We start from the raw sequence: 23,413 nt of genomic DNA, 5'->3' as shown, positions 1-23,413 counted from the left end.
AACGATCTCAACATCCATCCCAGATGTATAACAGATCAAAGCCAATCAGGAAAGGTGGACGCAGCCCGGACGCTTACCTACTAACTCAAGTACCTCTGGTTTTACAGTCAGGGATTTTTCACCGATCACTTAACGCCCCAATACACTTGAGCACTCCAGTGCCACGGTAAAACATCATTTCCAAAAGCACTATTAGCCACAGAACTTAATTCGAGGATGCCCAGATCCGATTCGCTCAATCCGTATTTGAGCAGTGATTGTATATGCCCCTGACTTCGCAGCAGGTTAACGATCCTTTCTGCTCCACCGAGCTCGACATGATGTAAATGGCACTCTTTGGAAAAACGAAATAGCCCAGATTCACGAATTCGCTGGAGATGCCCATCTTTGTTCCAGCGCATTAGCCGACTAGATACGCCATAGAGTTGTTCCAATCTAGAGCTCTTTTGGTGACATTTCAAATATGCCAAATCCACCTCCCAGAATGGCGTTGTAGGTGGCCAACTATAGTCCACAACAGCAAAAACACCACCGGGCCGTAGAATGCGGGCCACTTCAGCCAAAGTCGAAACTGGCTCCAACCAATGCATGGCCTGCACAGCTACGACGATGTCTGCACTCTCACCCACTAAACCCGTGTCATGAGCGAAGCGATCAAGGTAACGCAATTTGGAGTCCTGACACGCAGCCTCCGCTTGGCGCCTCATCGATTCTGTTGGCTCAACACCGATAACGCAACTTGCACGATCACTCCAATAGCGAGTCGATAAACCAGTTCCGCATCCCAAGTCCACTACGAGTTCAGGTACAGGGCTTCGGCAAATAGAGCAGAGCATATTCGCCAATTCATCTGGTGGAGATGGACGCGCGTTATCATATGTTTTTTCAAAACCCGTAAATCGCTCAATTGCGGGTTGGTAATTTTCGTTGATAGGCATAGGCACTTACTTCTGTTTCTATGAATTCAGGCGCTCATACCACTGGAGCTGAACTAGTCTATACAGCGTAGTCAGATGACTAGCGTAGAGATAGAACGAGGTGGAAAACACAATCCTTTCAAGTCATTATCCAGGGCTAGAGATATTTCGACGCGCTCGTAAAGTGGATTGGAAAGGATAAAAACCCATTGACCATTTGAATTCTTAAACAGCAGACTCAGTGCAGCTCCATCTCCGGTTAGCGAGTAGACTGTAGCGCCAGGCTCAACGAAGTGACTGACGTGCTTCATAATCCAATACTCAGGATTGTAGATAATCACATCTCTTTTCTCATCAATGGTGATTAACGTATTTTGCGGCCAGCCCCAAGTACTTTCACCACCTGGCGGCAGTAGCATATTCCAGTAGACATATGCAGACGCAAAATTTGCAAAGTAGTGCCACATTAGGTCGAAGGTATAAAATGCATAGTCCCAAGTGTTCTTTCCATCACCACATTCATTCTCTGTTTGAATGATAGGGACCTCAGGCCAATTGGCTCTCGTTTGCTGAAGCGCACCTTTACCACACCACTGATAGCCGATGCCGTGTATATATTTCCGAGCATGCGGATCACTGAGTATTACATGCGCCCATTCATGATAAGTCTGGTTCTTGAAATCCTCCGGAGCCCACCCGAGCAAAATACCTTTCTCAATCGTACCAGCCCAAATTTCGCAAGTTTCACGCGCGGCTTCAAATCTAGGCCCCAAATAGTCGCGAATAAAATTTCGCATCTCGATTCCCGTCCAAATACATGAAGGAAAATTCTGGCTAGATCGAGGTTCATTTTGAACATGAACCTGATTTATTTCGATACCCTCTTGCCGGTAAGCAGTCACAAACCGCAGAAAATACTCAGCTAATGCTTCGAATACACGAGACTCTTGGCGTAAGCGGCTTCCATTATATCGACATTTTTCCTTTAGCCAAATCGGTGGACTCCATGGGGAAGCAAATAACTTCAGGTCAGGTCGTATGCTCAAGGCTTCCCTAATATATGGAATCAGAAAACGGTAGTCATGAGCGATAGAGAAATGCTTCATTTCATAATCGCCAAAAGTGTCATTGTGACTATACCATTCTATGCTATAATCGCTTGCACCAATTGGGACGCGACAAAAAGAAAATCGGCAACCGTCGTCACCGAATATCGCCTGAAGAGCTTCGTTTTTTTTCTCTTCAGAGAGGGCGAATAATCCACGTGCACCAAGCTCATTGAAACAGCCACCAAATCCAAGAACCGGATGCGCTGACTGCTTGGATACATTCAACTGAAGGCTTTTCTTGGCAGGAACCTCTTTTACACGATTAGCTTCCCATGTACCAGTGGGAGAAGTAGTAAATGATAGCATGCTTCAAAATTAAAGTTACGACCAAATCGTTTTGTTACTGAGATTCACTATGGTAATAAATCCACACCGATTCGCTTTAACATCAATGATGTTACTAAAAACACAAAAGCAGTAAAAACTGCACTTAGACCTATAGATATCTCAAATCGTATCCCGTTTTTTAAAAGCCAGGGAATCAGTAAAAACATTGGCAAAGTTGGCAGCACATACCAAAAGGTGTAATAGGCGTGATTGGCAATTTTGTCGGTGTGCTGATTCTCTAAATGCAGCCATATCATCGTCAGGATAGTTACGATAGGTAGGGATGCTATTAACGCACCAATACGATCTGCACGCTTGGCAATTTCTGAAACTAAAACTACTATGAAAGCAGTTATTGCATATTTAATAATCACATTCATTGATCGCTCATAAAACAACAATGATCTAGTATGAATGAGCGCGTTGGGCAAAGCATTCAAAATGTTAAACATAACATCCCTGCTAGGTAACAAAAGGGATTTACCCGAACGCTATCGATGAGATTTAGCGCAACCTAAGCGTCTCACCTTCTCGCCAAGTTCCTTCAACTAAAATTGCTGAAGGATTCTCTGGCACTCCAAAACGATTCATCGCTAGCAATTCGGTCAAAAATTCTACTGCACGGGCACCAATTTTTTTTGAACATTGATCAATGCCGGCGACCTCAACTCCCAGCTTCGTCGTCAATTCCACGGTCGGCGTGACATAACTGAAGTCATCAGGAACACGTAAGCCATACGGTACGGTCAACTCATCGATTTTCAAGCGATCACAGATCACGACTTGGGGTAGGTGAGCCTTAGGCGTACAGGCGAGCAAATCCTTTAGCTCATCTAGAATCATACAACGTACGCGCATGTCACGCTCATGCTTTTTAGCAAAGGCCAGAGTCGATGCCAACCAACCAAAATTGATGCGTTCTTCATGCCAATATGGCGACGCATAGATAATGTCACGGAACCCCATATCACGCAATCGGTTCAAAAGCATGAACTGATTTTTCGTATGATGTGAAGTAATTCTGTTCAGATTCGGTGAGCGTATAGAATAGCCAAATGTCACTGCTGCAAATCCCGTAAAATCAAAACCCAAATCAATTACATCATTATAAGTTGGCCCCAGAAGGATACCTGATATCCCCCGCGCAAGTAATATATCTCTCAGCCTTTTCGGCGGCATCTCACCGAGGGTAAAAACATCAATGCTAAAGCCAAGTTCTTTGGCGCGTTGCTGGGCTCCCGTCAGATATTGCGCGAAGACTGTTCGAGAGGTATTTCCGGGCTCAGGATAAACCCATGCAAGATGGTGAACGTCCGTGAGGACACGCTTATTTCTGACCTGCCTCATGAGTGTATCCACCAGGGGGTTGCGCCGATAACCGAGCTTCTCAGCCGCAGCCATAACCTTCTGACGAGTTTCAGATCTTACTTTTGCCTCGTTGCGGAAAACACGAGAAACCGTCATCTCCGAAACACCAGCTTCGCGAGCAATGTCTTTATAACTAACCATCGGGGCATTCGTGTTATGCCTAACACAGCGCGAATCTCTGCCTCCCCTCCTAACGATGCAACCCAAAAATCTCGAAACTACATTCACCTGTGAAAAGTGCCTCTCTCGTAAGACACTTTAAGTTACCTCTCCAAAGCGCCTCGCCTTGAAGGGGTTATGCCACATGCCTTTCAATAGTTGAGCAATCTCGTCCCATACGAGAATTAATCGCAGCACCCAGTTTTTTATCTTTGTTCGCAAGCCCGCACACCGAGCGCATGAACGATTGAAAGCCTACGCAACAATCCGCTTTACGCAGAGAAATCATAGCGGTAGCCGATCATAAAGCGCCACGGTGTTATGTCTAACATTTCAGGGAAATTGAGTGCCGATCACTCAAGAATATACATTGCCATCTCACCCATAACTCCAAAACAACCATGAAGATACCTCCACTCATCTTAACTCTATCCCTGTCCACCTGCTTGTGCCAAGGCGCCTTCGTGCTGGTGGATGACATGGAAAACGGGAACAACTGGGGCGCCGGCTCTCAGGGCTCTATTGTCGCAGATCCGACCAACGCCTCCAATAACGTATACTTAATCGACACATCGCCCGTCAGTTCCGGCAACGTCACTGCAGCCTTCCATAGTATCACGAGCATCGATAACAACACCACAGGCACGCTGTTTTTCCGGATACGTAGCGACGCGGCGGCACCCAATTTTGTGTGGGGCTCTTCGGATGTGGCTTCCCCTAACGTTACTGGAAATTTCAATTCATTTGGCGACTATGAAGGCTATGGCCGCATTGCAGACGCAGACTACGGATTCCAACTGCGAGATGGAGGCGGATTCACCGGAGACCTTGAGAATGGTGCCGCCGATACTTGGTATAACGTATGGCTAGAGCTAGACAACACCAACGACACCACGACGCTTTATGTTACCACGGGCAGCGATGACGCCACCTCGGCTATCGGAAGCGGCGCCTTCCGCAATGGCACTACCAGCGGATTGGTGACTCTGCTCGTGGTAAACGCCCACGGCGGTGGTAATGATTACATTGATGACATTTACATCGACACCACCGGCCAAAATTTGACCAATCCCACAACAATACCCGAACCAAGATCGTATGCGCTGTTGATTGGTCTGCTTGGAACTTGTGTCCTCCTCCTGCGCCGGAGCCGAATTTAAATCTGGATACGGCGCCTGCCGCCAATATCTCGTCGCTCCTCACCAACTGGCCGTCTCGATAAGAGACGGCCAGTTTTTCTATCAGAATGATGCATGATGTTATGACTAACAAGCCATGTACATTGATTGGCGACAGGCAGTCCCGCTAATCTGGAAGGCTACCTCCAAAATTAACTCATCCCCTTACTTCCCCAATTTCAGTTCGTCGCGCTAGGTGCCGACTGGGCACTGAAAGTCCAGAAAGAAGCCGCCGAAGCACGAGCTCCCCGAAACGATTCACAAAAACAGAATAGCACTACCCATGAACACAATAAATATTACATTAGCTAAGATACCCATCCACCTCCGACAGTGTCTTTACCGCACCTTAACTTGTTTTCTTCTCCTTTCTATCGCCCAATCGTTGCAGGCAGATGAAGTCGATACGCTACGCGGTCGTATATTCAATGAGCTAAGAGATAACACAGATTATGCTGGCGCTGGAAGTTACCTTAATTCACAGAATATCAATGGCAGTTGGTCTGATATCGATTACAACCATCAGGCTCAGACGGCTTGGGAACCAAGTGATCACCTGGCGCGCCTCAGGCAAATGGCTGTTGCCTATCGAAAAAGCGGGTCTGGCTACACCAATAGCACGACTATGCGTAATGCGATTCGTGATGGACTCGATTACTGGTATTCAGCCCACCCGGTAAACAATCTGAACAGCTGGAACAATGTGATTGGTGGTCCCGAAATCATGGCACATATCCTTGTCCTGGTTGAGGGCGAGATTACGAGCAGCCAATTGAGCCAGGGCTATGATTACTGTTATGGCGAATGGGAAACCGGCTATGACAGCATTTCTGCCTCTGGTTATTACTACCATAGCAGTCCAGCTACTGGACAGAATCTCATGTGGTTGGCTGGGATACATGTCTGCATTAGCAGCCTAGAGGCTTATGAGAATCCTACTGCGCTTAGTCAGGCGTTCACTGCCATTGGCAATGAAATCAAATTTAATGACAATACGGAATACCTGGCGCGACAAGGAAATGGCGATACCGGTGGCGTTCTTCAGGATGGCATCATCGAGGACTTCTCGTTCTTCCAACACGGCCGAATGCTACAGAACTGGGGTTACGGCACTGGCTTCCAGGAGGACGTCAGCTTTTGGCTTGGCGCTAGCGGAGGTTTGTCTTTTGGCATAGATCCCGCAAAGTCCACGCTGTTTTCCAGCTTGTTCCTAGATGGAACGCAGTGGATGATTCGCAATGGTGTGTTTGACAATGCCTCTGCTGGCCGTGCTCTTGGACGCCCCGGAGATCCCAAAAGTAGCGCCGCAAGGATGATTAAAGTATGTGACCGCATGATCGCTGGAGGCTATCCCCGTGCGGCAGAATTTCAGGCGTTTAAGAATCACCTCAACGGCAATGACGATGATTCGCTGGTGGGCAATAAGCATTTTTGGAGAGGAGATTACCATTCACACCGCCGCAGCGACTACATGGTTGGCATCAAACTAGTGTCGCGTCGGACTTTTTCGCATGAGGCGGGCAATGGTGAAAACCTTCAGGGGAAATACTTGTCCCAAGGCATGACCTGGATCACTCAAAGCGGACTCGAGTATGATGAGATCTATCCGGTCTGGGACTGGGGCCGAATTCCAGGCACTACCTCAAGACATTTGGATCCCGCCCCCAAGCCTAACGATTGGATGTATAACCCCGGCACGACAGACTTTGTAGGTGGTGTATCTGATGGTGAGTACGGTGTTGCCGCATACAACATGAACTGGGATTACACCGAAGGCAAAAAAGCCTGGTTCTGCTTTGATGACGAAGTCGTTTGCCTAGGCAACAACATAACTAGCATCTCAAGCGCTCCACTCTACACTTCAATCAACCAATGCCTCACTGACGGCTCGGTCTATGTGGAGTATGGAACTGGGTCTGGAACTTATACGGGTTCCACGGGCGCTACCACACTTTCCAATCCGAAGTGGGTGCACCACGACAACGTCGGGTATGTCTTTCCCAGTAATTCAAATGTAACTCTGCGGAACAACACACAGAGTGGTTCTTGGTACGAAATTAAGAATACGGAATCCAGTGCAACGATTAGCAAGGATGTCTTTAGCCTTTGGTTTGACCACGGCGTGCGACCCGCTGCCGGCAGTTACGAGTATATCTTGACTCCCGGAATGTCGAAATCGGAAACGCAAAGCTATTCGAATAATCTGCCAATAACCATCATTGCCAATAATGGAAACCAGCAGGCCGTGCGCCACAACGGCCTCGGGGTTTCGGGGGTAGTGTTTTACCAAGCGGGCACGATTCAGGTTCGTACCGGACTAAGCGTCCAGTGTGATTCCAAGATGATCGTAATGATCGACGAATCTTCGAACCCGGTGAAAGTATGGTGCTCTAATCCCGAACAAACGGATAACACTGCGACAATTACGCTTTCCGGCGACATCAATGAAACCCTGACCTTTAACCTACCCACCGGTCAGTATGCAGGACAGAGCGCAATGCTGAGTGTCGCCGGAGGCGGCGGTGGTCCCAGCAACCAGGCACCTTCTGTTGCCTTCAGCACCCCCAGCAACGGTGCCTCTTTTGCCGCTCCCGCGGACCTCGGCCCTGTGGTGACTGCAACTGATTCAGATGGAACCATTGCCAATGTATCGCTGTATCTTGACGACGTTTTGGTGCGCACGGAAAACGTCTCGCCGTATGAATGGGGCACGGCCAATTCGCTCGAAACGGATGCAGCGCTTCTGGGCTTAGCCAGCGGCAGTTACACATTGAAAGCTGTGGCGACTGATGACGATGGCGCAACCACTGAAGAGTCAATCTCCATCACCGTAACTGGTGGGCCAACGAATCAGGCACCAGTAGTTAGCTTCGCCAGCCCGATTAACGGCGCATCTATCGCCGCCCCCGCAGACCTCGGTCCAGTAGTCAACGCCAGCGATACCGACGGAACCGTTACCAGTGTGGCGCTTTATCTTGACGACGTTTTGGTGCGCACGGAAACCATTGCTCCTTACGAATGGGGTACGGCCAGCCCAGAAACCGATAGCGCGCTATTAGGGCTTGGCAGCGGCAGTTACACATTGAAAGCCGTAGCCACTGATGACGATGGCGCAACCACTGAAGAGTCAATCTCCATCACCGTGACTGGTGGGCCAACGAATCAGGCACCAGTAGTTAGCTTCGCCAGCCCGAGTAACGGCGCATCTATCACCGCCCCCGCAGACCTCGGTCCAGTAGTCAACGCCAGCGATACCGACGGAACCGTTACCAGTGTGGCGCTGTATCTTGACAACGTTTTAGTGCGCACGGAAACCATTGCTCCTTACGAATGGGGTACGGCCAGCCCAGAAACCGACAGCGCTCTTTTAGGGCTTGGCAGCGGTAGTTACACATTGAAAGCCGTGGCCACTGATGACGATGGCGCAACGACCGAGAACTCCATTACCATTTCGGTCACAGGAGGTGGAGGCTCCACCACGACTTCGATTGACGGCAATGGCAATGTGTCAATGGGCGACAGTGATTACTCTGGCTATGATAATCAGGACATCTCTGGCACAACGACAGTTGCGGCCGGTGGTGCGTCCATTTCACTCACCGGCAATAACTGGAAGAAATTCCCGCTTAATTATACGGTAACGGCCAATACGATTCTTGAGTTTACGGTCGAGGCGACGGACTCTGGTGAGATCATTGGCGTCGGTCTGGACGAAGATGACGACATGCTCAATGCCCAGCGCGTTTTCCAGGTTGGCGGTAGCCAAAACTGGCCGGACGGTTGGGCGATTACACCGAGCTATGTCAATGGTTCGGGACAGGCAACCTACAGCATCGCCGTCGGCTCTTACTATACCGGCTCCATGCTTTGGCTGGTGCTGGCAGCTGATGATGACGCCAACGCCACAACCGATGTCGTGTTTAGTAACATACGCGTCTATGAGGACACCGATGTCCCCGCAGTCACCAGCATTGACGGTGATGGCTATGTCACGCTCGGAGAAACCGATTACGAAAGCTATGCTGATCAGGATCTGAGCGGAACGACCAGCATTGAAAGCAGCGGTTACTGGATTACCTTGACTGGCAATAACTGGAAGAAATTTCCGGTCAGCTACACGGTAACCCCCGATACCGTTCTGGAATTCACCGTGAGTGCGACGGACTCCGGAGAAATCATCGGCATGGGCTTGGATGAAGATAACGTCATGCTCAACGATAAGCGCGTATTCCAAGTCGGCGGCAGCCAAAACTGGCCGGACGGTTGGCCGATCAGCCCCACATACGTTAATGGCTCAGGAGACGCCACCTACGTTATCGAGGTCGGCACCTTCTATACGGGCGCAATGAACTGGCTGGTGCTGACTGCCGATGATGATGCAAACGGCAGCACAAACGTTGTTTACAAAGACATCCGCCTATACGAAGACACTGGCCTCGTTGTCGTTGAGTCCACTGCGGATTCCTACACGCGCAACGGCACCTACGCCGCGACAAACTACGGCCAATCAAATGGGCTGGTTGTCAAATCCGTCAACGTAACCGGCTATACCCGACATAGCTTTATCCAGTTCCCCGTGTCGTCCCTGGCGGGCAGCACCAGCGTAGATCTCGTTTTACACCTGGCTGCTCTGGGAACGGAAGGCACGGATAACTTCAATGTCGAGCTTCGCACATTGTCCGATGACAGCTGGACTGAAGGCGGCATCAACTGGAATAATCAGCCCAGCGCTGGATCACTCATCCAATCCTTCAGTGTCGAAAGTGCCGACATTGGCAATGAAGTCTCTCTTGATGTCACCAGCTACGTCACGACTGAAGCCTCTGGAGATGGCACCGCTAGCTTCATACTCGTGCAGCCTTCAAATACCGATCGAATGATCGAGTTCTCCTCTCACGAAAGCGGAAATGGCCCAACACTCGAAGCACAGTAATCAATAAAAAGAGAACGCCCAATTAACGTCTAGCTGTGAGGCAGGGGGATACTCCCCCTGCCTCACTTGTTTAAAGCACATGCAAACTTGTCAAACAAGAGCAGTCAAATGAGAGGTGCCGTATCATCATCCAACTGAATTCGGCAATACACGCCCTATTGCGCGGCATTTTCCATAGCATCTTTAGACGAATTAACCGCCTCCTCAACTTGCCCCACTGGCTCAGGGCGGTGTGGCTTGATGCCAACGCCGCTGAGCGGCTTAAATGTAACCGTCAAAACCGCAGCAAAGCCGAGGACAAAAACCGTCCACCATAGCCCCTTGGCAGCGTGTGGCTTCTTGTTGATAATCGCAGTCAAAGCACCGAGAGCCAACCAGATTACAAACTTAACCATCGCCCAACCGGGGAATCCGTAATTGAATTTAGCCAGCAAACCAAAGCCGCCGACGAGCAGAAAAAGCAGCCCAACGCCACTGGTGATGCTGCCAAACTTACGCCACGAAACGTTGTCCGGCTGCAACGCAGAACGCGCAATCATGCTGCCAAACGCCAAGAAAACGAGCAAGATGCCCGCAAAATGCATAACCAAGTAAAAACGATAGTCCATGGAGCGGAGGTTTAAGCTTAACGGCCAAAGATTAAAGGTAAAAGCAACGCGGGCATTAAAATTTCTTTTCGCCGCCGAGCCCAACGCTCATTGCAGCGCGGCTTAATTGCACTTGGCGAGCATGAGCTCATCCAGCGGAGTACGCTGAGTTTTGGCGGGTGCAATGAGGTCGTAGTAGCGGCGCGCGTCCGCCTTGCGCCCGGACTCGGCCAGCGCGTTGAAGTAGGCCAGGCGAAAGAGATCGTCCTGCGCATCGCTGCCGCCCACCATCGGCAGGCGCTCGACAATGGGATCGATCAACGCGGCGGCCCGCGCAGCATCCCCCTGCCCCCACGCCGCACATGCCGCGACAAAGTTTACGCCCACCGGCTGCCAGATTTCTCGCGCCTCGCGGTCCTTTCGTGCGGCTCGTTCGCGGGCGCGAGCCACAGCCTCGTCCGCTGCATCCGTTTGCCCACAACGGGCGAGCGCGTAGGTAAATTGCCCGTCAAGAAACGGGATCAGGCATTCACCAGCATGCGGGCCCGCCTTGGCTAAAACGTCCACCCAAACATCGTCCTGCGCCTGCCCCGCCATGTCCATCCGCCAGAGCAACGCAATGGCGTCAATCTGCTCACCAACCAATTCTGGCGACAGCTCCCAGATATCCTCTCGCAGCACGCGGTTGGTCTGCGCCCAATCCGTTTTTTCCAAATAAAAGAGCGAGCGATGCCAGGCATTGTGTGCGTGGATGCCGCGGTCGCACGCCGACCAATATGGTGCAAAGCGCTCCATCTCTCGCACGCCCTCCTCCACCTGCCCGGTCCGGATTAGCAAATGCGCGAGCGTGTGGTGCGACCACGGTTGACCGGGCTCCAGCGCCAGAGATTGCTCGGCGGCGGCGCGCGCCTGCCCATAGCGCCCCGTCAGCTCGTAAGCAAAGGACAGCATCGACAAAAAGCCCGCATGCGCGCCATTGGCCGCGCGCAGACGCATCATGTGCCACAGGAAGCGCTCGCCGTTGAAATGCTGCCCGCAGGTGTAGTATAGAAACTCGCAGGCTTTAGCCGCCACAAGGTCACGCGGCTCATCGACGGTTAACCGCTCCAGTCGGTCAAGCGCCTCGTGGAAAGCATTGCGTTGAAAGTGCTCAATCGCCTCGACAAACAGCGCCTCCCGTTTGCTCGCACCCGGCAGGCATCGACGCGCCGCCCGCAGGTAGCCCTCAGCACCCGCATGCCCGTTTTGCGATTGCGAGTAAAGCATGGCCAAGGCCGCGTAGGCCTGCACCAGGGGCGTTTCCGTGAATTCATTGGCCTGCGTTAAGATGTCCGCCGCGCGTGGCGTGAGGCCCAGCAGATTGACTTCAAATTGCTCAATCGCGGACACCGCCTCTGGAGATTCCGCCCAAACAATCAAACCACGCTGCGTCACGAATTCGGGCATGCTCATAGAGAATCGCCAACATGCTATTTTGGCAACCTCGAAGCAGAGCCAATATTGGCAACATTTCACGGATGAAATACCCTGAAGTTGACTCTTACCAAGCCATCGTTCACAAAAAAATGATGAAACGACTACAAAACTGCTTCTTTCTGCTATGCGTCATGGTCTGCGTAAACGCACGAGGAGATTTACTAAACATTGTTGTCGAAAAGCGTGTTTTTAATTACCAGGTCGAGAACTATAGCCTGAGCACCCCCAGCAACGGCGCCTTCTTGGACTACTACTTTGAAATCAGTGGCTTACCTGCCTTACAGGGCGCCAGCTTCGCAGTCAATTTAGTCGATCTCCCCATTCAGTTTCAAGACGACCTTCAGTGGCGCGGGTTCGTTGCTTTCGCCACTCAAGCCGAGCTCAGCAGCAGCTACAACGACGCTTACAATTACGCCTTCACCACCCAATTGGAAGGCGAGTTTGCCAAAACCGCACAGACAAACTTCATTTCCTCAGCGTCGTTTCCTTTCGCGCAACCTCTGGTAACCAACTACTTCAATACCAGCGCGGTCAATCCAAGCTCTTCCTTCAACGTTCAACTGGAGCAATCCGCATTTGGCTCCGCTGGCATTGGCTACGTCAACTACATTCAGATGACACTGATTGACCCGGTCACGATCACCACGAGCTTCAACGAAGTATACAGCAACACCTCGATCGCGCTGAGCATCCCTGCCAATACCCTCAATTCCAACCGCGACTACTTGGCGCGCATTCAATTCATCAGTCCGTCCACATTAACCACTGTCAGCGCAGTCAACCCCTACGCAGTCCTCACGCAATACACCAATGAAACCTGGTTTCGCCTGAGCACCACCGGCGTCCGCCAATCACTTTCCCCAAGCCTCACGCGTTACGCTCATTGGATGCAAACCGACGCCACCACCATCACCGCAGACACAGATAAAGACTACTTGTTCGGCTACGTCGACCAGCCCACAGCCGCCAACCTCAGCGCTCTCACCCTCGCCCAACTCGACGTGCGTAAGAGCTACGAGTTTGACACACCAACCGACGAAGGCACCCACGACTTCGAGCTCAAGCTGACGGGCGATGATTTTGACCATTTCATCAACGGCGTCATCTCCCTGGGCTGGCGTTACACCAGCGGCAATACCCAGCTCGAAATCGATAACTGGGACTGCGCGATCTCCACCACCGCACCGCTCATTGCCAACTGGGATGCCTGCCAGGCTTTGCCCGTTGGCCTGGATTTTTCGATCCTCATTCAACAACCAGACGACCTGCCAAACTCCGCCACGGGCACACTCGTCATCACCGACAGCGAGGACGAAGTTGTCGCCACGATTGAAAGCGATTTAACCGCCTCCAATTCGCAATACGCCTTCGTCATTCCCGCCAATACACTGACCGACACCACGACCTACCAAGCAACGCTCACCATTGCGGGCGACGGAACCACCCATGCCAACATCGACGCCCAAAACGCGCACACGATTGAGTTCGACATCATGACATCTGACAGCCTATGGCCGGGAGTCGCGACGGCTGGCATTTACCGCGGGACTTACTTCGATAACGGCACCGGCGTGACGCCCTCCAACGACGCCTCGATGCGCTTCATCATCCACCAAATTAACGGTGACGGCCTGGAAGACGCCAAGGTCAACCGCCCGATCACCACGCGCTTGTTTGTGCTCGAACAAACCTCGCTCGACGCCGATGTTTGGCAGCAGGTCTTACTCGATGACGCTACCGCGATGGCCAATGCCTACCCCGACGCCACCTACTGGTTTCAGACGTGGAAAGAAAGTATTCTCTACACGCGCCAAGCCCCCTTCACCACGCCCGCCGTCAGCGCACCGAGCATCTCCGTCGACACCAGCGCCCTGGACGCCAGCCCCGACCCCAGCCTGCCAATTCCAATCAGCTGGACCGGCTTTGACGCATCAGCCGATGACATGCGCGTCGAGGCCTACATCACCGGCGCTCCGGCACAAAGCATTCCCCTGCAAAACATCGCTGCCGACGGACTCAGCGGAGAAATCCCCGGTGGCGTGCTCGACCCCGAGACGGCCTACAGCGTCCATTTATTCTTCCAGCGCGATGTCGTCGTCGAAACCGATTCCTACGAAGACGTCGAGTTCATCAACGGCGATGAATTCTTTACGACTCTTGAATTTACCACCGGCCCCAGTGCTTACACCGACTGGCTCGCGGGCTACCTGAGCCCTGAGCAGCTCAGTGACCTCAGCTTCACCGCCGCCAATGCAAACCCCGATGGCGACGCCCTGACCAACCTCCAGGAATTCGCCCTCAATGGAAATCCGCTGACGCCGACCACGCCGCCAGTGCTGCAAAACGGCAGCGCGAACTATTTGCTGTCTTTTCAATTCCGCTCGGACAGCCCGCTCCTTAGCTTTGCCGCGGAAACCTCAACCACGCTTGAGCCGCCCTTCACGGCTTATGCCGGATCCCCACTCGTCACCAGCGGCGATCCCTACGACAGCGTCATCTACACTTTCACTAAGGTGAATCCGTTCTTCGCCCGGCTGATCATTCGCTACGGCCAAGTCAGCGAATAGGCCAATCGGCTAAGCTTCCTTCTGCGCCACCCAGCCTTCGAGCGCCTCACGGGTCACACCGTATTTCGCGGCGCAACGCGGGCAATTGACCGTAATCACCTCGTCGCCGGCAAAGAGCTCATCGGCCTGCACGCGAAACACGTTTTCCAGCGCAGCAAAGATCCGCTGTTCGTTGCAGCCGCAGTCCCACTTCAGGAAACGCGTCTCGATGTGGTGCAGGTCTTCGGTTTCGTCAAACTGACCGATGTCCGATTTTTGCACGCGGTAAAACCAGTCGCGATGCCAGTCCGGGTGCGCCGACAACAGCGCAAACTCCGTCTCCGAAAGCTGGAAAAAGCGCGCCGGTCGCTGCTCGCTACGCTGGTAGTATTCCTGCGCGGCATGGAGCGGGTCGCGGCCCTCGAAATCAATGTAGCTGCGGTAAGGCTCCTGCCCGCGCTTGCCGACCTCCTGATAAAAGCTGTTGTATTCGGCCTGAGCGACGTTTTCGGTAAAAATCCGGCCCGCAACCGTGTCGTCATCGGTGTCGCCCACGACGAAGAGATTCGTCAGCGGCTCCTGGAAATTAATGGTCCAGGACAACGTCTGCCGACGCGGACGCGACACGCAATGCAGCGCAAAACACGCCAGCGTGCGCTGAAACAAATTCTGCAGCTCCACCGGCGCATCCAGATGGTGTTCAAGCTGATGAGTACGCCATTGCTCCATCAGCGGCGCGAAATCCGCCCGCGTCAGCAAGATGTTGCGCCCGCGCAAAAACAAAGACTCCACCCGGGTGTGATTCGCTTCCTGCTCGCTAAAAGATTCATCCATCGCGCCACTTTTTTAGCACATCGGGCGCCGGGGCAAGCTTGAGTGTGCAAAATCGAAGTTCAAGAAGTCGAAAAGACAGAAAGCCAGCACCGTCAATAAGACGCATACGACACAAGAGACGATTACGCAAACCAGGGCAACAACCACCACTAATGTAGGCCATAACCATTAGGTTTGACTATCAGGTGAATATACTAGAAACAGAACTCACCTCATGAAAAAGCATATTATTCCAATTATACTACTATCCCTCGTTTCAACGGCTCAAGCAGCCTTAACGATCTACGTTTATGACACAGGGCCAAACTTGGGCGTTACCGCGACCGGTCAGCTCGACTTAACAGGCCTGACCTTTGGGGGCACTTTAAACAGCTACAGCGGCGACTTCATCGCCACCGGTGGCCCAAATGTGGTCAACATTGCCCCCGGAGCTAACTTTGATTTCTACAGCAACTTCATTTCCTACCCGGCAAACTTCGGTGCTGGCGGCGGCTCAGTATCAGGCCTCGGAGCCGTGGGAGACACCTTCTTTGTTCAAGGAGATGATGGCGGTGGTTTTACGCCCTACGTGGGCGTGCCGGCAGGCTACAACGCGGCCCCCTACGTGCTGAATTTTAGCAAAGTCTATGCCGGGCAAAGCATTGCCAGCCTCATGGCCACCCCGGGGACCTACAGCTGGATTTGGGGCGCTGACTCGGTTAATGTCTTGATTGGGACAGCGCCTCCCGTCGCCCCAGTGCCGGAACCCGCGCAGATTATTACGATGATCGGCTTTTGCAGCCTGGCCGGAATTCTCTGGGTGCGCCGGATACGCAAAAGCAAGCAATCCGCGTAACCCCACACCACATCGCTTACCAGCCAAGGCTTCCCCATCGGAAGCCTTGGCTTTTTTCTGAGCAAATGCAGAACTGTTACGGGCAAAAATCATTCCCCCTTTCCCGTTGACGCCCCGCAAAATGGCGGTCTAATTTGGAACGTTTCTAATTAGATCGATCATGGGCAAAACGCTTTTTCATAAAGTCTGGGAAGACCACGCCGTTCGCAAACTGCCGAACGGGCAAACGCAGCTGTTAATCGGCACCCACCTCATCCACGAGGTGACCTCGCCGCAAGCCTTTGGCATGCTCCGCGACCTCGGCCTCAGCGTCAAGTATCCCCAGCGCACCTTCGCCACCGTCGACCACATCGTGCCGACCAACGAAGCCATCGAGCCTTACAGCGACCCGCTGGCTCAGGCCATGATCGAAGAGCTCCGCAAGAACTGCGCGGACAACGGCATCACTTTCTTCGACACCAACACCGGCAAGCAGGGCGTCGTCCACATCGTCGGCCCCGAGCAGGGCATCACCCAGCCCGGCACCACCATTGCCTGTGGTGACAGCCATACCGCCACCCACGGCGCGTTCGGCGCAATCGCCTTCGGCATCGGCACCAGCCAGGTCCGCGACGTGCTCGCCACCCAGACCCTCGCGCTCAACGCACTGAAGGTCCGCCGCATCAACGTAAGCGGCAAGCTCGGCCCCGGCGTTTACGCCAAGGACGTCATCCTGCACATCATCCGCTGCCTCGGCGTAAACGGCGGCCTCGGCTACGCCTACGAATACGGCGGCGAAGTCTTCGACAACTTCACGATGGAAGAGCGCATGACCGTGTGCAACATGTCCATCGAAGGCGGCGCACGCTGCGGCTACGTCAACCCGGACGAAACCACCTTCGAATATCTCAAAGGCCGCCCCTACTCGCCCAAGGGCGCGGAGTGGGATGCCGCCGTCGCCAAGTGGAAGGCCTACGCCTCCGACGACGACGCCGAATACGACGACGTCTTCAACATCGACGCCGCCGACATCAAACCGACCGTCACCTGGGGCATCAATCCGGCCCAGGCAATTTTCGTCGACGAAAACATGCCGACGCTCGACTCCCTCAGCACGCACGACCGCGCCACTGCCGAGGAAGCCTACGAATACATGAGCCTCACCGAAGGCGCCCCGATCAAGGGCCAAAAGATCGACGTCGCGTTCATCGGCTCCTGCACCAACGGCCGCCTGAGTGACTTCGAGGAAGTCGCCCAATACGTGAAGGGCAAGAAGGTAGCCGACCACGTGAAGGCCATCGTCGTCCCCGGCTCACAGGTCGTTGCCGCGATCGCCATCGAAAAGGGCCTCGACAAGATCTTTACCGAAGCCGGCTTTGAGTGGCGCGGTGCCGGTTGCTCCATGTGCCTGGCCATGAACCCGGACAAGCTCATCGGCAACCAACTTTGCGCCAGCTCCTCGAACCGCAACTTCAAGGGCCGCCAGGGCAGCCCGACCGGCCGCACGCTCCTCATGAGCCCGGTCATGGTCGCCGCCGCCGCCATCACCGGCGAAGTCACCGACGCCCGCGAGTTGTTCCACCAAGTGGAAGAGCCGGTCGGCGTTTAACTCGCAGCCAAAGTTTCCAACCCAAAGCGTCGGTTCCACCAAGGACCGGCGCTTTTTTTTGTGGGAGCCAGCATCCTGCTATCTTCTACGTTGGAGCCCGCATTTGCACCACGTGCAAATCTATCGGTCCAGCGGGACGCTGGGCTGGCTACTCCACCGGCACCAAACGCGCGAGCACGTCCGGGCCGTTGAACACCAGATACACCGCGCCATCGGGGCCACTGCCCACGTCGCGCAGGCGGCCGCGGTCTTCGAGGATGATTTCGTCGCGGACCATCGTTTCGCCATCGAGCGTGATCAAGTGCAGTTCCTGCTGGCGCAGTGAGGTCACGAGCAGCTTGTTTTTCCAGCTCGGGAAGGCGTCGCCTTCGTAGAAAGCGATCCCGCACACGGCGATGGACGGCGTCCAATAATGAATCGGCTGCGCCATGCCCGGGGCGGAGGTTTCGCTGGTGATGGGCGTCCCGTTGTAATTCATGCCATAGGTGATGACCGGCCAGCCGTAGTTGACGCCCTTCTTAATCACGTTGATCTCGTCACCGCCGCGCGGGCCATGCTCGGACTCCCACAAAGCGCCCGTCTCGGGGTGGAAGGCCAGGCCCTGCGGATTGCGGTTGCCGTAGCTCCAGAGCGTCGGGAAACCGCCTTTGACAAATGGATTATCCTCGGGGATGGAGCCATCGTCGTGCACGCGGTGGATTTTGCCGTTGGGCAGTTTGGTATCCTGCGCCTGATTTTGCCGCCCACGGTCGCCAATGCTGAAAAACAGATAGTTGTCTTGGTCGAAGACAATGCGGTTGCCGAAGTGATGGCCACGGCCGGAGTAGGTGTCTGCCGGTGCCTCAAAAATCGTTTCCTGGTCAACCCACTTGCCATTCTTGATTTTGCCGCGCACCAGTTTCGTCATCTGCTCATCGCCTTTCGGATCGGCAAACGAAAGATACACCCAGCCGTTATTCGCGTAATCCGGGTGCAGCGCCACTTCGAGCAAACCGCCCTGCCCGCTGTCGCGAACTTCGGGGATGCCCTGAATCGGCGCACCGAGCTTACCATCGGCTTCGATGATGCGCAAGCGCCCGGGTTTTTCCGTAACGAGGAAGCGTCCCTCCGGCAGAAACGCTACGGACCACGGCGTCTTGAGTCCGCTGGCGACAGTTTCCAGCTTAAAGCGCTCGCCTGCTACTTTATAAACATTCGTCGTGCCGGGCTCGGGCTTGGGCGGGTTTTCCAGCGCGTATTTTTCCTTCCCTTTAATGAAGATTACGAGAGCACGGATTTCCTCCTTGGACAGGACATCACTAAACGCTGGCATACCGAGTTCCAACTGACCATTGCGGATAATCTCGCCAATCGACTCCGGGCTACCATCGCCCCGCCACACGCCGTCGACCAGTGGTTTGCCGAGGCCGCCTTCCAGCTTCTCGCCGTGGCAAATTTTGCAATGTTGCGCATAAAGCTCTTCGACTTTCGCCGCACTGAGCACGCCACAAACCATCAACATCCCACCAGCCAGCAACCAAGATTTCATGAAGCCAGTCATAACAAAAATTCTCATGCGGGCAAACATGATCGGCAGTTTTCCGTCGCTTCAACGTAAAGATTTCTCCACAATGATCCCTAGTGAAAACCGCCGATACCGCTGACGAATTCCTGGCCTGCGCCGCCGACTTTCAACTCGGCCAGCTCGACACCGAGCAGCCCCACCCGCTCACGCAAAATCTTTCCGCCCAATGCAAGGACGACCTACCGGCCGCCGTCGCCGCCCTCAAGGCCGTCGACCAACAGGCGCTCGCCACGATGGCCGAGCGGCTTGCTCCCGCCACTGACCTCGTGCGCGATATCCATGCGACTTGGGCGAACGGTGGCCGCATCTTCCTCGCCGGTTGCGGAGCCACAGGACGCCTTTCCATCGCCTTGGAAACTTTCTGCCGCGAAGGCCTCGTGCCGGAAGCTTTGCAAGACAAAGTAATCGGCTTCATGGCCGGCGGCGACGCCGCGCTTATTCGCTCCATCGAAGGCTTTGAAGACTTCCCCAGCTACGGCGAGCGCCAGTTGCGCGAGCTCGGATTTGGTGCGCAAGACTTACTCATCGCTTCGACCGAAGGCGGGGAAACGCCGTGGGTCATCGGCGCCGCCGAGGAGGCTGCCCGCATCAGCGAACGCGCGCCTTGGTTCTGCTACTGCAACCCCGACGAACTCCTCTGCCAACTCGTCGAGCGCTCGCGCCGCGTCATTGAAAACGATGGCATCCGCAAGTGGAACCTCGCCGTTGGCCCAATGGGCATTGCCGGCAGCACGCGCATGCAGTCGAGCACCGTTCTGCAATACGGCGTTGGCCTAGCGCTGGAGCTCGCCGCCAAGGAAGACTTTGCATCGCAAAGTATCGCCGACCGCTTGGCGCAGTTTGCCCAAACCGTGGATGCGCTCGACTGGAATTTCCTCGCCGAGTTCATTGCGCGCGAAACTGAAATCTACCAGCAGGGCGACCGCACGCTTTACGTCACCGAGGACTTCGGGGTAACCGTCCTCACCGACACCACCGAGCGCTCACCGACGTTTTCCCTACCCGTCTTTGAAAACTACACCGCAGGCCAAACCAACGAACCGCTCAGCCTCACCTACCTGACCATCGCCAGCCAGCCAAGCGTCACATTGGCGTGGCGGCAACTCTTGCGGCGCGACCCACGTTGCCTCACGTGGCCGGACGAGTTACCCGTCACCCGGCACGAGCGACTCATGGGTTACGACATCGGTGCCCGCGCCGCGCACAACCGTGCGCTGTCCTGCGGCGAGGCGCGGCACCATGTGTTCGACATCGACCGCGTGGACGGCGCCATCATCTGGTCGCTGGGCAAACTTGCCGCGCAACCCATTCCCGTCGGCCTGCCGCTGCTCGATGCGCAAACGCTGCTCAAGATGCTGCTCAACGCGCACTCGACGCTCGTCATGGGTTGCATCGGCCGCTACGAGGGCAATTTGATGACCTATGTGAAGCCCAGCAACAACAAACTGATCGACCGCGCCATCCGCTACATTCAAACTTTGCAACGCAAAGCTAACGGCGAATGCGCCGAATATGCAACAATCTGCCGCGAGCTTTACCACCAGCGCGCAACCCTCGCGCCTGACGAGCCCATCGTGCTCAAGACCCTCGCCGCGCTGAAGCAGCCGTAATCATAAGCTTCTATTAAATAAGTGTTACGGTATAAATCCCAATTGACGCCCCAACCAAAACACCGGACAATCTTTGCACCATGCTGCTCATTCCAGAACCACGAAAACTGAAGATCAATGAAGGTTCCTGCTCCACGGACACCCCGTCCAGCCTGAGTATTGGCGAAAAAGGCATTGCCCCGCAGGGCTACGTTTTAACGATCAGCCCTAACAAGATTTCGATTAAGGCCGCCGACGCCGCGGGCGCCTACTACGCCGAGCAGACCCTGCAGCAAATCACCGAGCAATCCAAAGACGTCGGCCTCCCCTGCTTGCGCATTGAGGACTGGCCGGACTTTCCCGTGCGCGGCTACATGCTCGATATTTCCCGCGACCGCGTGCCGACGATGGACCACCTTTTTCGCCTGGTCGACGCCCTCGCCTCCCTGCGCTATAACCAGCTCCAGCTCTACACCGAACACACCTTCGCCTACGCTGGCCACGAGACCGTGTGGGGCGCCGCCTCCCCGATGACGCCCGACGAGATCGAAGCCCTCGACGCCTACTGCGCCGACCGCCAGATCGAGCTCGTGCCCAATCAAAATTCCTTCGGCCACTTCGAGCGCTGGCTCCAGCATGAAGATTATCAAAACCTCGCGGAGTGCCCCGACGGCTTCACCCACCCCGTTACAGGCCCGCGCCCCTGTGGCGGCACCCTGCGTCCCAACGAGGAAAGCCTCGGCTTCCTCAACGAACTTTACCAAGAGCTCCTGCCGCACTTTTCGAGCTCAAAGTTTAACATCGGCGGCGACGAGCCTTGGGAACTCGGCCAAGGCTGGAGCAAGCCGCAGGTCGAAGCCGAGGGCAAGCACGCCGTTTACGCCCGCTTCCTCAAGCGCATTTGCGAGCTGGCCGACAGCCGCAATGCGGAGCCCATGTGCTGGGCGGATATCCTGCTCGAAAACCCTGCCTTCATCGACGAGCTGCCGGACAACGTCACGCCGATCCTGTGGGGCTACGAGGCCAACCACCCCTTCGACCAACAATGCGAAGTCCTCGCCAGCACCGACCGCCCGTTTTACGTGGCACCGGGCGACTCGACCTGGAACAGCTTTACCGGCCGCGTACGCAACATGCTGGAAAACATCCGTTCCGCCGCGCGCCACGGGCTCATCAATCAGGCCAGCGGTTTCCTCGTGACCCACTGGGGCGACAACGGCCACCCGCAAACCTGGCCCACCGCGCTGCCCGGCCTCGTTGCCGGCGCTGTGTTCTCCTGGTATGGAGATGCCGAGAGCAACCTCGACCTCACGGTGCAGCTCAACCGCCTCTTCTTCAAAGGCGAAGACCGCACCGCGGCGGAAGTACTGCTGGAGCTCGGCGATGTCGACCAGCTTTTGCCGATCAAGATTGCCAACCAAAGCTTCCTCTTCACCAGCCTGCGTTTACCGATCGAAGAGCTACAGGCCAAGCTAGCCAACTGCCCGGAAGCCGCGCTGGAAAGCGTGGTCAACCAAACGTGGGAATGGGAATCGGTCCTCAATAAAACGACGATCCACGCCGAAGACTCCGCCTGGCTTCGTGGCGAGCTCGACCTCGCCATCGACCTGACGCGCTTTGCGGCCCAGCGTTGCCTGGCAGTCAAGGCGCATGCTGGCGCGGCCAGCGAGTTCAGCCTCAGCTCTGGCCTCCGTGCTGACCTTACCCAGCTCATCGGCCAATTTGAAAAGCTCTGGATTCGCCGCAGTCGTATCGGCGGTCTCCACGAAAGCAGTCAGCGCTTGAGAAAGCTGCTGTAAACGGACTACCACATGCGAAAGCCCTGGATAAAAACACTGCTCTCATTCGCGTTCGTCGCGGTGCTTCTCGTTGGATATCGCAGAGAAAATTACACGGTTATGTATGATTACGCTGGTGGCTTTGGGCGGTTCCAGTGTTTTGGTTTCAGAAGTCCAGACACCCGGCCTACCCACAAGCCTTTGAAGATATACATCGCTAAAAGGCTCAGGATGGGAAAACATTCGTTCGCTCACCTGACTACGTTTCTTCCCTCTGGTATGGCGGTCACTATTGTGGCGGACCAGGGTTCGATGTCCGCAATAGAAATGAAATCCTGACACAGATTTACCGACTGCAAACCGAGTCCCCTAACGTGGACTTAGCACGCAGTCGCATCGATCGCTTGGATAAGCTAATCCCACCGACCGAAATACTGGGCGAAGTGGATCTGAATTTCACAATTGAAATGGATATACTGCGAACCGAAATCGGCTTAAAGCCGAGAATTCCGAATCTTGCAGAATCAAACAGCTAAACTGCTTGTCATTAAAGAACTTACGGTCCATCCAACACTTGTCAGCAACTTGGGTTTGCTTTTGCTCGGTGAAGCCGTTTTACTTGGAT

15 protein-coding genes are annotated in these 23,413 nt (G+C 54.5%); 7 read left to right on the top strand and 8 right to left on the bottom strand.

What is annotated here, in order from left to right; translation table 11 throughout:
• Window positions 1–125: 125 nt before the first annotated feature.
• The 4 genes from RBB62_RS14780 to RBB62_RS14765 form a co-directional block, all read right to left on the bottom strand.
• Window positions 126–938, bottom strand: a complete 813-nt coding sequence (locus RBB62_RS14780) for a class I SAM-dependent methyltransferase (protein WP_309399754.1) — start codon at window positions 936–938, stop codon at window positions 126–128.
• A 71-nt stretch (window positions 939–1,009) separates the two neighbouring features.
• The gene (locus RBB62_RS14775; protein ID WP_309399753.1) at window positions 1,010–2,332 is read right to left on the bottom strand and encodes a glycoside hydrolase family 30 protein; all 1,323 of its coding nucleotides are present in this window, start codon (window positions 2,330–2,332) and stop codon (window positions 1,010–1,012) included.
• A gap of 47 nt (window positions 2,333–2,379) precedes the next feature.
• Complete coding sequence (locus RBB62_RS14770; protein ID WP_425499898.1) at window positions 2,380–2,733, bottom strand: DUF3147 family protein; 354 nt, start codon at window positions 2,731–2,733, stop codon at window positions 2,380–2,382.
• A 124-nt stretch (window positions 2,734–2,857) separates the two neighbouring features.
• Complete coding sequence (locus RBB62_RS14765) at window positions 2,858–3,862, bottom strand: LacI family DNA-binding transcriptional regulator (protein ID WP_309399751.1); 1,005 nt, start codon at window positions 3,860–3,862, stop codon at window positions 2,858–2,860.
• 419 nt (window positions 3,863–4,281) lie between these two features.
• Here RBB62_RS14765 and RBB62_RS14760 point away from each other — a divergent pair, with 419 nt between their 5' ends.
• A complete protein-coding gene (locus tag RBB62_RS14760; protein WP_309399750.1) occupies window positions 4,282–5,040 on the top strand; it encodes a hypothetical protein in 759 nt (252 codons plus the stop codon).
• A 301-nt stretch (window positions 5,041–5,341) separates the two neighbouring features.
• Window positions 5,342–9,991, top strand: a complete 4,650-nt coding sequence (locus RBB62_RS14755) for a polysaccharide lyase family 8 super-sandwich domain-containing protein (protein ID WP_309399749.1) — start codon at window positions 5,342–5,344, stop codon at window positions 9,989–9,991.
• 155 nt (window positions 9,992–10,146) lie between these two features.
• Here RBB62_RS14755 and RBB62_RS14750 read toward each other — a convergent pair whose 3' ends face one another.
• Together RBB62_RS14750 and RBB62_RS14745 are read right to left on the bottom strand one after the other, a co-directional pair.
• On the bottom strand, window positions 10,147–10,599 hold the full coding sequence (locus RBB62_RS14750) for a hypothetical protein (protein ID WP_309399748.1): 453 nt from the start codon (window positions 10,597–10,599) through the stop codon (window positions 10,147–10,149).
• Between the two features lie 102 nt (window positions 10,600–10,701).
• Window positions 10,702–12,024 (bottom strand): tetratricopeptide repeat protein, encoded by a 1,323-nt coding sequence (locus RBB62_RS14745; protein ID WP_309399747.1) that lies wholly within the window; start codon window positions 12,022–12,024, stop codon window positions 10,702–10,704.
• Between the two features lie 71 nt (window positions 12,025–12,095).
• Between RBB62_RS14745 and RBB62_RS14740 the strand changes: the two genes are divergently transcribed.
• Window positions 12,096–14,621, top strand: a complete 2,526-nt coding sequence (locus RBB62_RS14740; protein ID WP_309399746.1) for a hypothetical protein — start codon at window positions 12,096–12,098, stop codon at window positions 14,619–14,621.
• Between the two features lie 9 nt (window positions 14,622–14,630).
• On the opposite strand, the gene RBB62_RS14735 is transcribed toward RBB62_RS14740, so the two are convergent.
• Window positions 14,631–15,434: an Hsp33 family molecular chaperone HslO gene (locus RBB62_RS14735; RefSeq protein ID WP_309399744.1), complete on the bottom strand. Its 804-nt coding sequence runs from the start codon at window positions 15,432–15,434 to the stop codon at window positions 14,631–14,633.
• Window positions 15,435–15,648: 214 nt separating this feature from the next.
• On the opposite strand from RBB62_RS14735, the gene RBB62_RS14730 reads away from it, so the two are divergent.
• Complete coding sequence (locus RBB62_RS14730) at window positions 15,649–16,269, top strand: hypothetical protein (protein WP_309399743.1); 621 nt, start codon at window positions 15,649–15,651, stop codon at window positions 16,267–16,269.
• 160 nt (window positions 16,270–16,429) lie between these two features.
• A complete protein-coding gene (gene leuC, locus RBB62_RS14725) occupies window positions 16,430–17,857 on the top strand; it encodes a 3-isopropylmalate dehydratase large subunit (RefSeq protein ID WP_309399742.1) in 1,428 nt (475 codons plus the stop codon).
• Between the two features lie 148 nt (window positions 17,858–18,005).
• On the opposite strand, the gene RBB62_RS14720 is transcribed toward leuC, so the two are convergent.
• Entirely contained in the window at window positions 18,006–19,385 is a 1,380-nt protein-coding gene (locus tag RBB62_RS14720) for a PQQ-dependent sugar dehydrogenase (RefSeq protein ID WP_309399741.1), read from the bottom strand.
• Window positions 19,386–19,477: 92 nt separating this feature from the next.
• Here RBB62_RS14720 and RBB62_RS14715 point away from each other — a divergent pair, with 92 nt between their 5' ends.
• Together RBB62_RS14715 and RBB62_RS14710 are read left to right on the top strand one after the other, a co-directional pair.
• Entirely contained in the window at window positions 19,478–21,031 is a 1,554-nt protein-coding gene (locus RBB62_RS14715) for an SIS domain-containing protein (RefSeq protein WP_309399740.1), read from the top strand.
• Between the two features lie 80 nt (window positions 21,032–21,111).
• Window positions 21,112–22,809: a beta-N-acetylhexosaminidase gene (locus RBB62_RS14710; RefSeq protein ID WP_309399739.1), complete on the top strand. Its 1,698-nt coding sequence runs from the start codon at window positions 21,112–21,114 to the stop codon at window positions 22,807–22,809.
• The last annotated feature ends 604 nt before the right edge of the window (window positions 22,810–23,413 follow it).

The organism is Cerasicoccus maritimus, from assembly GCA_031296935.1.
In the GTDB taxonomy this organism is placed as follows: domain Bacteria; phylum Verrucomicrobiota; class Verrucomicrobiia; order Opitutales; family Cerasicoccaceae; genus Cerasicoccus; species Cerasicoccus maritimus.
This window is presented reverse-complemented; position numbering and strand designations above follow the sequence as displayed.